Below are 11,780 nucleotides of genomic sequence, written 5' to 3' on the forward strand. Positions count from 1 at the left end.
ACCAGAGGGGAATAAAAAAGCAAGGCGCCTATTCCTGGGCGCCTTGCCAACCAATCTGATAAAAATAGAGCGTAAACGCACAACGCCATGATTCTCCAGTACGGGTTTTTATGCCCTGCTCTCGTCTTTTTAGTTGCATCATGAGGGCTCTTATTCAATCGCACGGCCATGCTTTTTTAAGAGCAACTGTACAGCTGCCATTGCTACTACAACACCCGCCATCACAAGCAAGGCAGGGTAAAAGCTGCCAAACATATCGGAAATGGCACCAACCGCAAGGGGGCCGATCGCAGCAAGAATGTAGCCTCCTCCTTGGTTCATGGAAGACCATGCACTTGCTTCTTGCGGGCTATCTGTTTCAACAATCGGCAACATTAAAGCGAGAGGGAACAGCCCACCGGCGCCAATGCCAAGTAAAAGGGCAGCAGGGAGGGGGTGGAGTCCAGCTAACAAAATGCCGATGCCAGCTAATTCGAGCATGCTGCAGGCGACTAGCACCGTTGTCAAGCGGCCAAATTTCGCAACCAATGTCGGCAACAGCATCGAAGTAGGGATTTGAATAAATGTAAACACCGTAAGCATCGCTGCAGCAGTCGATTTGCTATAACCCATGTCTTGGACAATTGGCGCAATCCAAGCGGTTACTGAATAGAACATGCTAGACATTAACGCGAAAAACAATGTCACTAAAATCGCCCGTTTGTTTTTTAATGGCAGCCTCGCTTTCGCTGCCGTTACTTCTGTCCGTTTTTGTAGAGCCAATTTGATCCAAAACGTTAAAGCAGCAACACCAAGAACGGCCCAACTAGCAAGAGCGAACCCCCAATTTTGACCGGCGCTGTTGTAGATTGGTACTGACAACCCAGCGGCAATGCCTGCCCCTAACGACATCGAAACGGAATAGATACTAACAAATCCCGGACGCGTCGGAAAATACTGTTTAATGAAGCCAGACAAGAGCGGGCCAGCAATACCGATGCCAATTCCCGCCAAAAAAGCTGTTACAATCAAGACAATGACTGAACCTGTGATCCCCCGCACGGCAGTGGCCGCCGTTAAAAGCAACAAAGAAAGAAAAATGGCTTTTTCCAAGCCAATCTTTTGACTAATCTTCGCTGCAAAAGGGGCAAAGATACCCATGCACAACACAGGTAGCGTCGTCAACAAGCTTGACGCCAGCCCACTCATTCCTAGTTGCTGTTGAATCGTATCTAGCAACGGAGCAACCGATGTAATCGCAGGACGCATATTAAGTGACGCTAAAATGAGCGCTAAAATGAAATAAATGGTTCGCATACTTCCCATCTCCTTACACATTACACAATAGGATTTCCTATAAGCATTGTTTTGCTCTTTTCATTAATTCGACATAATCATAACACTGTCTTTACCATTTTAGCGTTAAATATGCTCAGCCCAAGCTTTTCGATTGGTTTTTCCTGGAAATAGGCAAGAAATTACTTGCACAGAAGAGAGAGGATTGCCAACAAGGTGTTGACACGAATTTCTTTCAGGAGTATGATTCACTTAAAAATCGATCAATCCCTTGGTTGATTCTATTGCTTTCCTGCTATTCGTTTTCTTTAGGAAAATGACGTCAAATCATTATGAATTTAGTAGTATCCCAAATTTAAAGAGGTTATAATCATGAACCGTGTTCCAAAACTTATTAAATTTCCAAAAGAGCTAGTCCAACTTGTCGAAGACTACCGAAAACAACATAAAATTAGGACGTTTTCAGGCGCCGTCTATGATCTTTTGAAAAAGGGCTTGCAAGGCGCCAACGATAATGACAATGCCCGTTAAATAACGAACTCGCATGAAAACAGTGTTTTATTACCTATGCTAGCTAATGCCCGAACGCTCAACTTTTTATTGTGTAAATGCTCTTCTTCGCTAATCATTTCCTCCTTTAACGCTGTGAAACATTCCATTCCCTTTTTTCTTAGCCATCCGTCTTTAATGTTCATTGAAAAAACGCCAATTGTCAGCGCAAACGGCGAAACCTTCTTCCTCGTCATCCGTATGGGATTATAATGAATAAAATAAAAGGAGGAAGCAAAATGAGCGTTGCAACAAATCAAGGAGACTTTGTAAAAGTCGTATTTGTTTTCCAAAAGAACGAACAAGTAGAGGAAGTAACACTTAACTCCGCTCAACTAACAGCGTTGCTACACGCTAAACAAGTGTGGATTGAATCATTTGCCGATCATTTTAAAATCGAGAATAGCGTATGGTCTTACGGGAATGAAAATGTCTCTTTGCAGATTTATTTGAAGTAAGCCAGAAGACGCAATTTTCCAGGCGATTTATTATAGCTTTAAAGCAAAATGCATAAAATGAGATCATTCTCTAACAAGTAAAAAGAGAGCTTCCCCAAAAGCCAGAAGGCCAAAGCTTGGGGAAGCTCCCTTTTCGTACAGCTGCAATATAACAATTTACAATGGAAGCTGTTGAAAAAGAGAGATGACTAGAATGAGTGTGGATAATGATCCAGCTGATAGTAATGTTATCATTTTTCGCCAATTTATCGTTTTCGAGGGTTTTACAGCCTCTTGGGATACCGCTATCCATATCACGATAGAAAAAATCGCTACTATCGAAAGAACCTCTGTAGACATATTGAATACCTCCTACATTTCCAAATTTAGCATCCATAAAGCCCCTTTAACGGAGAAGCTTATTCTGCCGGTTTTAAGCGGCTTGCAGACGTTTTCCAATCACGAGCAACAACACGCCGGTTAGCACATATGTCCACCAAGCAAAAGGAAGAGCGATGCCCCAATCTGGCAACAGATAAACAATGCTTACTAGGGCAATAAAGGCAACAGCACCGATCAAGCCTACTTTGATATATTGCCTCTTTGAGCTGTTCCCTTCAGTAAAGAGATCTTTCCGTATTTGCTTAAAAATCCAATAGATAGCGACGCCTGTGCCGATAATGGCGATTAGTAGCGTAACCATTAAACTTCCTGTTATAACGCCAGGCGTTTTTAGCCCAAATAAAGGCAAAACCAACTTTCCAAGTCCTTCCACTAAACTAACAATGCCGATCAGGACCACTACTTGGGCAATGATAAATTGGGCAACATTCCGTTTCTTTTCTCGTGGCAGTTCTGCAATTAATTCTTCTGCGTAATCTTTCGGGTTGCCGCCAAATACATCCTTCGCCGTCTTTCCGTCCTTTTGGCTGTCTATAATATGATGCAGCATTTCCATCAAGATCTGTTCACTTTCATACTCAGCAAGCCGCATGTCTGTGCGAATATAAAGCATCATATCTTCATACAATTTTAAGTTGTCTGGTGTGAGTTGCTGGCGCAAGCGGTTGTTTTCTTCAATTAACGCCTTTATTTCCTTTTGATTGTTTTTAAACATTTGATGGGTCCTCCTTTAACATCGTTGACACAGGGCTGGCAATTGCTCCCCACTCCGCCCGCATTTGCCATAATTCGTTTTTTCCTTCAGCTGTCAAAAAATAATATTTGCGTTTCGGGCCGCCGCTTTCAGATGGCCTCATTTCGCTGTAAACCAGCTTCTGTTTTTGTAGACGCAAAAGAATCGGATAGATCGTTCCGTCGCTAATTTCTGGCAAGCCGCTTTCCTCTAGTTTTTGCGCGAGTTCGTACCCGTAAACGGGCTGACTGTCAATCACTGCTAGTATGCATGCTGGCAATACCCCTTTAAGCAGCTGGCTTCTTATTGCCATTTTCTTCTCCTTCCCCCTCTACTTTGTTATGCAAGATAGTAAGGGTTAAACCAACTACTTTGCATTGCAAAGTAGTTGGTTTAACTATATCCTCATTTGCCGGTTTCGTCAACGTTTTTTTAAAGCCGCCCAAAAATTTATTAAGAGAAAAATAGAAAAAGATGCATAAAATAGAGCAATTGGGGAATACTAAAGCTGTATTCCCCAACTCCCCCTTTAGCCTCCAACTTAGGTTGGAGGTTTTTTATGCATACTTTGAAAAGACAAACATACAATCTACGTTGCAAAGCCGATTCGCGGGTATCCATATTCCTCTCAATGGATGCGTCAAACTCCACAAACTGCCTTATCGAAACGCGTAATCACCAACGAGCTCGTTCGCATATTTTTATATTAAAACAACTTAGCTGATCTTGTAAAAACATCGCCAAATTCATTTCGACGGAAATCGCCATTCGCCTTTAGTTGAAAAAGCGGGCATTGCCACGGATAATAAAAGATAAATACAAAGAAAGCAAGTTGCATGGCTTCATCTATTGGAGGTGGATGATGAAAATCTCGCAACTCGATCCGGCTACCCTTACTGACGAGCAGTTAACAACGCTTCTGTACGGTTACAAAAAAGATGACGGCAAAAGCGGTGACTGCATTTTCGTCCCTGGCAGCAGCAAAGCGGTCGAGTACCGCGTGCCTAAAGCGGTTGACCTTTATAAACAGGGCCGGGCAAGGAAACTATTGTTTTCTGGCGGTGTCTCTTGGGACGAGACCAAAACGCCAGAAGCCGTATTGATGAAAGCAAAAGCATTGTCACTTGGCATTGCAGCCAAAGATATTCTTGTGGAAGACCGCTCGCTCCACACGAAAGAAAACGTGCTCGCTTCCTTGCTTGTGCTCGACCGGGCCATTGACTTGCACCGAATCAAACGGCTGCTCCTTGTTACCGCTTCTTACCATATGCCACGAGTCTATTTAATGATGCGGACATACATGCCAAGTTGGATCGAATACTCTCTTTGTCCAGTCGACGACAAAACCACAACGGCTGAAAATTGGCATCTCTCTCCTTTTGGGAGAAAACGGGTAGAAACAGAAGCTCGGAAACTGATTTCATATGTGCAACAGGGCATTATTCAAGAATTTCCCCTATATCGTTAAACCAACAACAAAAAGCCTATGCGTTCGCATAAGCTTTTTTCCAGTGCTAACGTGTATAGTACATTAATGCAATGGCCCCCGGCCCTGTATGCGTACTAATAATCGGAGAGGTCTCGAGAATAGATACAGACAGGTCGGCACGGACCTTTTTTAGGCTATCTACAATTTTTTTGCCAAGCTGTTCGGCTTCAATATGGGCTATGCCGACAGCGCCAACTTTTTTGCCAGCCGTCTCTAGATGGAATTTTTCTGTGAAAAAATCGACTACTTGTTTGTAAGTCCGTTTAGTCGCAACAGGTGTATACGTGCCTTCTTTCAGAGCGGCAATTGGTTTTATTTTGAGCAACGAACCTAGCAATGCTTTTCCTTTGCCGATCCGGCCGCCTTTCGCCAAGTATTCAAGCGTATCGACAGCAATATATAAAGACGTCTTTGCACGAATTTGTTCAATTTCCGCTAAAATGCGCTCCATGGTTTCCCCAGCAGCCGCCATTTCCGCTGCTTCCTTCACTTGAAATGATAGGGCAGTGGAGATGAAATGCGAATCTACTACTGTGACGCGTCCGTCCATTTCTGCTGCGGCCATTTGTGCAGATTGTACGGTGCCGCTCAACGCCTCGGTCATATGAAGAGAAAGGACTTGCACTTCTTCTCCTTCCTCAAGCAGACGCTGATACACATCCATAAATACGCCGACAGGCGGCTGAGAGCTTTTCGGCAAGGCACCGCCGGCGGTAAGGAGTGTAGCAAATTCCTTTTTCGTTATATCGACGCCGTCCCGATACGTTTTTCCGCCAACTTCAATGGAAAGAGGGACAACTGTGATGCCGAGCCGTTCCATTTCTTGTTTATCTATATCGCAAGTAGAGTCAGTGACAATTTTTATGTTTGCCATCCAAACCTCCCTTTCTAGGACTTCTCAAAAATAGGCCTTGCTTTTAGTATGACACACTGCTGCTGTTCGTGTAAACGCGGAGCAGAAGGGGCAATGACTCCCTTAGTCTTCCTCTTCCAGCGTCAAACCGTCTACATGTTTTTTCGTTAATTGTTTTTTCGTTTCCCGGTATTCTTTGCTTTTAAACAAAATGTCAAAATCATAATCAGGCGGATATAGCTCAGTTGCTGGAATCGCTAGCTTTAGCCGTTTATGGTTCAGCACCTGTTTCTCTCCCTTTAGCTGGACCACACAATTCCCATTTTTGTCAGGCCCTTTATAAACAATAGCGTGTTCGCCTGTCGCCATTACTGTCACCGCATCCCCTTGACGAAAGGAAGCTAGCTTGTCTTGGTCTGCTTTTTGCGGCGCTTTCTTTCTCGCCCGAGCATATTTATTGGCCACTATTTGTTTCTGATAAGCTGCTTGCTTTAATTGTTCATCGCTAAATGCTGCTGAGTATGAACGTTCTGTTTGATAAGTGAGCATATGGGCCCGTTCCACCATCTTCGGATGCAAACCTAGTTTGATCGCAATATCAAATGCCTGGCTTTTGCCGCTTTCCCCAATAATTAACCGGTATGTCGGCGCAAGGGTAGCCAAGTCAAATTCCATCGCTGCATTTACAAATCCAGGCGTCTTTGTAGCAAATTGTTTAATTTCGCTGTAATGGGTCGTTGCCATCAACGTTGCCCCTTTTTGAAAAAGCTGTTCTAAAATAACCGTTGCCAGTGCCATCCCCTCGCCTGGGTCTGTGCCTGAACCTAGTTCATCAATGAGGATCAACGACTGGTCATTCGCCTGGCGCAAAATAGAAATAATGTTGACCATTCTGGAACTGAATGTGCTCAAGTTGTCTGCAATGCTTTGCCCGTCGCCAATGTCAACAAACACTTGGCGGAAAATCGCAATCGAACTCTCTGGCTCAGCAGGAATTGGCACACCGCTTTGCGCCATTAACGTCAGCAAGCCAACCGTTTTAAGCGTCACCGTCTTCCCCCCTGTGTTCGGCCCTGTAATGACAAGGGCCCGTTCGTGCTCATCCACTTTTATAGAGAGGGGGACAGCTTTGCTGCCAAGTTTTGGATGGCGGGCGTTGCGCAAGTCAATCCTGTATTCTTCATTTAAAGTGGGAACAGCAGCGTCTATCGAAGCGCAATACTTCGCTTTGGCAAATAGGACATCATAATGGTGCATCGTTTCGATAGCGATATGAATCTCTGTTTCATGGTTGAGCACCATTTCAGTCAGCTCATATAAAATCCGTTCTACTTCTGCCTCCTCAGCAATTTGCAGCAGTGCCCGTTCCTCTTGAATGTCGCCTAAAGCAGTTGGCTCAATAAAGAGTGTCGCCCCTGAAGACGATTGGTCAATCACCGTGCCCTCCACTTTGGTGCGAAACTCTTTTTTTACAGCGAGAGCAAGTTTCCCTCCTCTGTCCACAATCGTTTTATCCTGCAAGTACGGCGCGTAACGCTTATTGTTGACAAGTTGCTGGGCTTTGTCTTTTAGTTTTGTTTGGATGATTTGCAGTTGCCGACGGACGTAAGCCAAATCACTTGAAGCATGGTCATCCACTTGGCCAAGGCGTATGCACGCGCCTAGGCGCTCTTCCAAAGCATGAAGATCGCCAATTGAAAACGCATAAGCACTTACAATCGGGGCAATCGCATGTTTGTCTTTCATGAACCGTTTTAATTTTCGGCAATGGTCTAAAAAAGAGATGACATGCGCAAGCTGATCGGCACGAATATAGAGCCCTTTATGGGCTTGTTGCAAATAACTTTCTAGTTCATTGGCTGAATGAATGGGCACACTGCTGCTCCTCGCCACAATGGCCATTGCTTCTCTCGTTTCATTCAATTGCTGGGCAATTCGGTTTTGCTCATAAAGGGGACGCATGTCTAAAATTGCTTGTTTGCCTGTCTCTGTGCGGGCATAAGCAGCGATATCAGCAAGCAGTTCATAAAAACCAAGTGCGTGAAGCGTCTGTTCGTTCATTTCAATTTCCTCCTTTTGTATTCGATCCTTTAGCACCTTTCTAAAACAACAAAAAGCCGCCATGAACAATCGCTCATGACGGCAAGGTAAACGAATGGCAAGTCGTCATCGTTTTTTTGACAACACAAAAAAACCATGACACTACGCCATAGCAAATTCATCCTTTTAGCTATGATCACGTGTTCTTAACTGTTCTGAAAACGCGCAAGTCAAATAAACGCTCAACTACTGCGTTTTTTGCGCTTTCCAGCTATCCAATTACGGATTTAGTTAAGAACCACCAGATACATAAAAACGTCCCCCTCTATGAAGGTTTAATACTTCTTCAACATACCACCAGAAAACAGTTATGTCAATTGATGTTCCACGTGTAACATAAAAACAGCTCACGCCTGCCATACATACAGCAGGCGTAATCTGACCTGGGGTTTACATAATGTAGGAGAGCAAATGCCTTCTTTACCAGCTTGCTTTTTTGACACCAGGAATTTGCCCTTTATGGGCTAGTTCCCGAAAAGCAATCCGAGACAATTCAAAGTCGCGCAAAACACCGCGTGGACGGCCGGTTTTCCGGCATCTTCTCGTTAGTCTGCTTGGGGCAGAATCCCGCGGCAGCTTTGCAAGTGCAACATAGTCTCCTTTTTCTTTAAGTTCTTTCCGCTTTTCAGCATACTGGGCAACAAGTTCTTGCCGTTTTAATTCCTTTTGTACTTTTGCTTTTTTCGCCATTTTTCTGGCCTCCTTAATATTGAAAATCATTATTATTACGATTTAATTCGCGCGTGAAACCACCCACGGAAACGGATCGACAAACTGGCTCCAATCTTGCGAAAGCTCCTCATCGGTCAACAGGCATGCTTGCAGCTCTTTATGAATTTGTGCTTCATCCATGTCGATGCCAATAAATACAATTTCGTTGATACGGTCACCAAAACGGTCATCCCATTTGCTAGCGATTTCTGGATGATTTTGCTTCATATGGATTTTTTCGGCCGCAGGCAAACTGTCAATCCAATACGCAAGTGGCTGCAAAACGGCTTGCGGACCCGCCTGTGACAGTTGGAGTGCTAGTTCTTTGCGGCTTGCTACCCAAACAGTCCCCTTTGCCCGTGTCACCTCGTCAGGGTAATGGTCGCACCACTGTTTAAAGCGCAGCGGATGAAAGGGCTTTCTATCTCTAAACACAAAAGACGAGATGCCATACTCATCGGTTTCTGGAACATGTTCATTTTCCAATTCCTTTTCCCATGTTTCATGAGCCATCGCTTGTTCCTCATTAAACAATCCTGTGTTCATAATTTCGTTTGGATCTACTTGCCCATTTACCGTTTGGATGATTTTTGCATGGGGCTGTAAATGTTTTAAAAACGAAATAAGTTTCTTCACTTCTTCTTCCTGAAGCAAGTCCACCTTATTCACGATCAGCACATCACAAAATTCGATTTGATCGACAAGCAGCTCTACGATCGTGCGTTCATCTGTTTCGTCTGTGCCTTGATTGCGGTCTAGCAACGTCTCGCCTGAATCAAAATCTTTCCAGAAGCGGTATGCATCGACGACCGTCACCATCGTATCAAGCGTACATAATGATTTTAAATCGATGCCTGTCCCTTCATCTTCATACGTAAATGTTTGGGCAACTGGAACCGGCTCTGAGATGCCTGTTGATTCGATTAATAAATAATCGATGTCCCCGTTTTCGATTAGACGCCTGACTTCAACGAGCAAATCTTCTCGCAATGTGCAACAAATGCAACCGTTGGACAGTTCCACCAGTTTTTCTTCTGACCGAGAAAATCCCCCTCGCTCTACTAAATCAGCATCAATGTTGACTTCACTCATATCATTGACAATCACAGCAATTCGCTGCTGCTGTTTTCTGTTATTCAGCACATGGTTCAACACGGATGTTTTCCCGGCTCCTAAAAAACCGCTTAACACAGTCACAGGTACGTTCATTTGCTGCCTCCTACACTTAAATCGTAATGATTACGAATTATACCAGACAAACGGACATTTCGCAACTGTCTTGCAGACAATATACTCCTGTAAGGGCTGTTTTAAAGGCATAAAACAGCCCGAGATGGATTCTCGGGCTAAGTTTAATTAGGCTAGTTCTAGGGCAATTTCCATCATGTTCGTGAACGAGGTTTCCCGCTCTTCAGCTGTTGTTTCTTCCTCTTTAAATATGTGGTCGCTTACCGTCAAAATGCAAAGCGCATTAACGCCGGCTTGGGCAGCATTCATATACAAAGCCGCCGCTTCCATTTCAATCCCCAAAATTCCCATATCACGCCATTTCCCTGCTGCGTCTTCATCAGCATTATAGAATGTGTCGCTGGAAAGGATGTTTCCGACATGGACAGGCACGCCTTTTTCGTCTGCCGCTTTTTTCGCTTTTTCGAGTAACGAATAAGAAGCAAGTGGCGCGAATGTACCTGGCAAGTGATATTGGTTTACATAGTTGGAATTGGTTGATGCCCCCATTCCTAAAATGACGTCATATAAGTTCAAATCATCTTGAAGGGCGCCACAGGACCCAACCCGGATCAAATTTTTAACACCGAACACATGAATGAGCTCATACGAGTAAATGCCCATGCTCGGCATTCCCATTCCCGTTCCCATGACAGAAATACGCTTGCCATTGTAAGTACCGGTAAATCCAAACATATTGCGGACACTATTAAATTGGACGACATCCGTCAAAAAACGTTCGGCAATAAATTTGGCCCGGAGCGGGTCTCCAGGAAGAAGGACCGTTTCCGCGATCTCTCCTTTTGCATTAATGTGAGGGGTTTGTTTGAATTCTGTCATTGCCAGTCTCCTTTAAGCTTTTATAGAAACACATTCTTCCAAAAGCAGTATAGTCTGCCGTTCTTTCTCCATAATAGTAAAATCAAATCGTTCACGCAATGAGCACTGCAAACAAACAAGGAATGGCTCAAGAGAAGAGCCATTCCTTGTTTATTTTACTCTTTTTTAAACGTTTTATCGCTTCTAACTGTGTCAATCGGCCGAACGACACTCTCGATGTACTCGCGCTTCTCTTCAAGAAATGGCGGCAAAGATAATTTTTCTCCTAGCGTTTCATACGGTTCGTCGCCCATAAACCCAGGGCCATCCGTTGCTAATTCAAACAAAATTTGCGGGGAGACGCGGGCATATAGAGACTCAAAGAAATGGCGGTCTACATAACCAGAAGTATGGAAGCCAAGCTTCTCCATATGTTCCGTCCACTGATCAAGCACAACTCGGTCTTCGACGCGAAAAGCGACGTGGTGGACAGCGCCATACCCTTGGCGGGCCCGGGGAAGAACGTTATTATGTTCCACGACGACTTGCGCCCCATTTCCCCCTGTTCCGACTTCAAACAAATGCAGCGACCCTTCTGTTGCGATTTCTTTAAAGAAAAGCGCCTGCTCCAAAACTTGTTTAAAGAAATCAAAGTTGGCGACTCTAATAAAGATAGGCCCTAAGCCAGTAATCGCATATTCAAGTGGTACCGGCCCTTTTTGCCATGGCGTGCCAGATTCGATCCCTTGGTTGTTTTCATCTGAAATCAATTGGTAGCGTTGCTCGTCGAAATCAACGAATGCCAGCGTCTTTTTGCCAAAAAGCGTTTGAATGCCTGTATGTTTAACGGCTAAACGGTCAAATCGTTTTTCCCAATAAGAGAGCGCCTCATCGGTTGGGACGCGGAACGATGTTTGATAAATTTCATCTGTTCCAGGCGAGCTTTTCGGAATACCTGGGAAATCAAAAAAAGTCATGTCTGTACCGGCACTGCCTTTATCATCTGCAAAAAACAAATGGTATGTTTGAATATCGTCTTGGTTCACCGTCTTCTTAACAAGGCGCATCCCTAACACATACGTAAAAAATTCATAAATTTTCTCGGCGCTGCTTGTAATCGCGGTTACATGATGGATGCCTTTTAAACTGTTCATCGGGCATGGCCCCTTTCAGTTAATTATCTCT

At 44.3% G+C, this 11,780-nt stretch carries 14 protein-coding genes; 3 read left to right on the forward strand and 11 right to left on the reverse strand.

From position 1 onward, the window contains the following. Positions 1–150: 150 nt before the first annotated feature. Positions 151–1,296, reverse strand: a complete 1,146-nt coding sequence (locus V5G21_RS08645; RefSeq protein ID WP_011248846.1) for a CynX/NimT family MFS transporter — start codon at positions 1,294–1,296, stop codon at positions 151–153. 351 nt (positions 1,297–1,647) lie between these two features. Between V5G21_RS08645 and V5G21_RS08650 the strand changes: the two genes are divergently transcribed. Then, positions 1,648–1,806, forward strand: a complete 159-nt coding sequence (locus V5G21_RS08650; protein ID WP_167369564.1) for a hypothetical protein — start codon at positions 1,648–1,650, stop codon at positions 1,804–1,806. Positions 1,807–2,063: 257 nt separating this feature from the next. Further along, positions 2,064–2,282, forward strand: a complete 219-nt coding sequence (locus V5G21_RS08655) for a hypothetical protein (RefSeq protein ID WP_011248847.1) — start codon at positions 2,064–2,066, stop codon at positions 2,280–2,282. Between the two features lie 70 nt (positions 2,283–2,352). Here V5G21_RS08655 and V5G21_RS21430 read toward each other — a convergent pair whose 3' ends face one another. Genes V5G21_RS21430 through V5G21_RS08675 form a run of 4 tightly spaced genes read right to left on the reverse strand, consistent with a single transcriptional unit; the run spans position 2,353 to position 3,917 of the window. After that, positions 2,353–2,658, reverse strand: a complete 306-nt coding sequence (locus V5G21_RS21430; protein ID WP_156323116.1) for a hypothetical protein — start codon at positions 2,656–2,658, stop codon at positions 2,353–2,355. Positions 2,659–2,694: 36 nt separating this feature from the next. Beyond that, positions 2,695–3,378 (reverse strand): DUF1129 family protein, encoded by a 684-nt coding sequence (locus V5G21_RS08665; protein WP_035205776.1) that lies wholly within the window; start codon positions 3,376–3,378, stop codon positions 2,695–2,697. After that, entirely contained in the window at positions 3,371–3,709 is a 339-nt protein-coding gene (locus tag V5G21_RS08670) for a PadR family transcriptional regulator (protein ID WP_011248849.1), read from the reverse strand. The genes V5G21_RS08665 and V5G21_RS08670 overlap by 8 nt, the downstream gene beginning before the upstream one ends. Continuing rightward, on the reverse strand, positions 3,684–3,917 hold the full coding sequence (locus tag V5G21_RS08675) for a hypothetical protein (protein WP_035205773.1): 234 nt from the start codon (positions 3,915–3,917) through the stop codon (positions 3,684–3,686). Before V5G21_RS08675 ends, V5G21_RS08670 begins: the two co-directional genes overlap by 26 nt. Before the next feature lie 341 nt (positions 3,918–4,258). Between V5G21_RS08675 and V5G21_RS08680 the strand changes: the two genes are divergently transcribed. Then, complete coding sequence (locus V5G21_RS08680; protein WP_011248850.1) at positions 4,259–4,864, forward strand: YdcF family protein; 606 nt, start codon at positions 4,259–4,261, stop codon at positions 4,862–4,864. Between the two features lie 46 nt (positions 4,865–4,910). Here the strand turns inward: V5G21_RS08680 and V5G21_RS08685 are convergent, their stop codons facing one another. The 6 genes from V5G21_RS08685 to V5G21_RS08710 form a co-directional block, all read right to left on the reverse strand. Further along, entirely contained in the window at positions 4,911–5,759 is an 849-nt protein-coding gene (locus V5G21_RS08685) for a DegV family protein (RefSeq protein WP_011248851.1), read from the reverse strand. A 102-nt stretch (positions 5,760–5,861) separates the two neighbouring features. Then, positions 5,862–7,799: an endonuclease MutS2 gene (locus V5G21_RS08690; RefSeq protein WP_011248852.1), complete on the reverse strand. Its 1,938-nt coding sequence runs from the start codon at positions 7,797–7,799 to the stop codon at positions 5,862–5,864. 459 nt (positions 7,800–8,258) lie between these two features. Continuing rightward, positions 8,259–8,528 (reverse strand): 30S ribosomal protein S14, encoded by a 270-nt coding sequence (gene rpsN, locus V5G21_RS08695; protein ID WP_011248853.1) that lies wholly within the window; start codon positions 8,526–8,528, stop codon positions 8,259–8,261. A gap of 42 nt (positions 8,529–8,570) precedes the next feature. After that, complete coding sequence (locus V5G21_RS08700) at positions 8,571–9,758, reverse strand: GTP-binding protein (RefSeq protein WP_011248854.1); 1,188 nt, start codon at positions 9,756–9,758, stop codon at positions 8,571–8,573. Positions 9,759–9,905: 147 nt separating this feature from the next. Continuing rightward, positions 9,906–10,616: a purine-nucleoside phosphorylase gene (deoD, locus tag V5G21_RS08705; protein WP_011248855.1), complete on the reverse strand. Its 711-nt coding sequence runs from the start codon at positions 10,614–10,616 to the stop codon at positions 9,906–9,908. Between the two features lie 155 nt (positions 10,617–10,771). Beyond that, positions 10,772–11,749, reverse strand: coding sequence for a ring-cleaving dioxygenase (locus V5G21_RS08710; protein WP_011248856.1), 978 nt, complete (start codon positions 11,747–11,749; stop codon positions 10,772–10,774). Positions 11,750–11,780: the final 31 nt, after the last annotated feature.

Source organism: Shouchella rhizosphaerae (assembly GCF_036700015.1).
Lineage (GTDB): Bacteria > Bacillota > Bacilli > Bacillales > Bacillaceae_D > Shouchella > Shouchella rhizosphaerae.

Excerpts from the sequence above, each read along its gene's own strand:
- V5G21_RS08645 (WP_011248846.1), bottom strand. The coding sequence starts at position 1,296 with ATGCGAACCATTTATTTCATTTTAGCGCTCATTTTAGCGTCACTTAAT.
- V5G21_RS08650 (WP_167369564.1), top strand. The coding sequence starts at position 1,648 with ATGAACCGTGTTCCAAAACTTATTAAATTTCCAAAAGAGCTAGTCCAA.
- V5G21_RS08655 (WP_011248847.1), top strand. The coding sequence starts at position 2,064 with ATGAGCGTTGCAACAAATCAAGGAGACTTTGTAAAAGTCGTATTTGTT.
- V5G21_RS21430 (WP_156323116.1), bottom strand. The coding sequence starts at position 2,658 with ATGGATGCTAAATTTGGAAATGTAGGAGGTATTCAATATGTCTACAGA.
- V5G21_RS08665 (WP_035205776.1), bottom strand. The coding sequence starts at position 3,378 with ATGTTTAAAAACAATCAAAAGGAAATAAAGGCGTTAATTGAAGAAAAC.
- V5G21_RS08670 (WP_011248849.1), bottom strand. The coding sequence starts at position 3,709 with ATGGCAATAAGAAGCCAGCTGCTTAAAGGGGTATTGCCAGCATGCATA.
- V5G21_RS08680 (WP_011248850.1), top strand. The coding sequence starts at position 4,259 with ATGAAAATCTCGCAACTCGATCCGGCTACCCTTACTGACGAGCAGTTA.
- V5G21_RS08685 (WP_011248851.1), bottom strand. The coding sequence starts at position 5,759 with ATGGCAAACATAAAAATTGTCACTGACTCTACTTGCGATATAGATAAA.
- V5G21_RS08690 (WP_011248852.1), bottom strand. The coding sequence starts at position 7,799 with ATGAACGAACAGACGCTTCACGCACTTGGTTTTTATGAACTGCTTGCT.
- rpsN (WP_011248853.1), bottom strand. The coding sequence starts at position 8,528 with ATGGCGAAAAAAGCAAAAGTACAAAAGGAATTAAAACGGCAAGAACTT.
- V5G21_RS08700 (WP_011248854.1), bottom strand. The coding sequence starts at position 9,758 with ATGAACGTACCTGTGACTGTGTTAAGCGGTTTTTTAGGAGCCGGGAAA.
- deoD (WP_011248855.1), bottom strand. The coding sequence starts at position 10,616 with ATGACAGAATTCAAACAAACCCCTCACATTAATGCAAAAGGAGAGATC.
- V5G21_RS08710 (WP_011248856.1), bottom strand. The coding sequence starts at position 11,749 with ATGAACAGTTTAAAAGGCATCCATCATGTAACCGCGATTACAAGCAGC.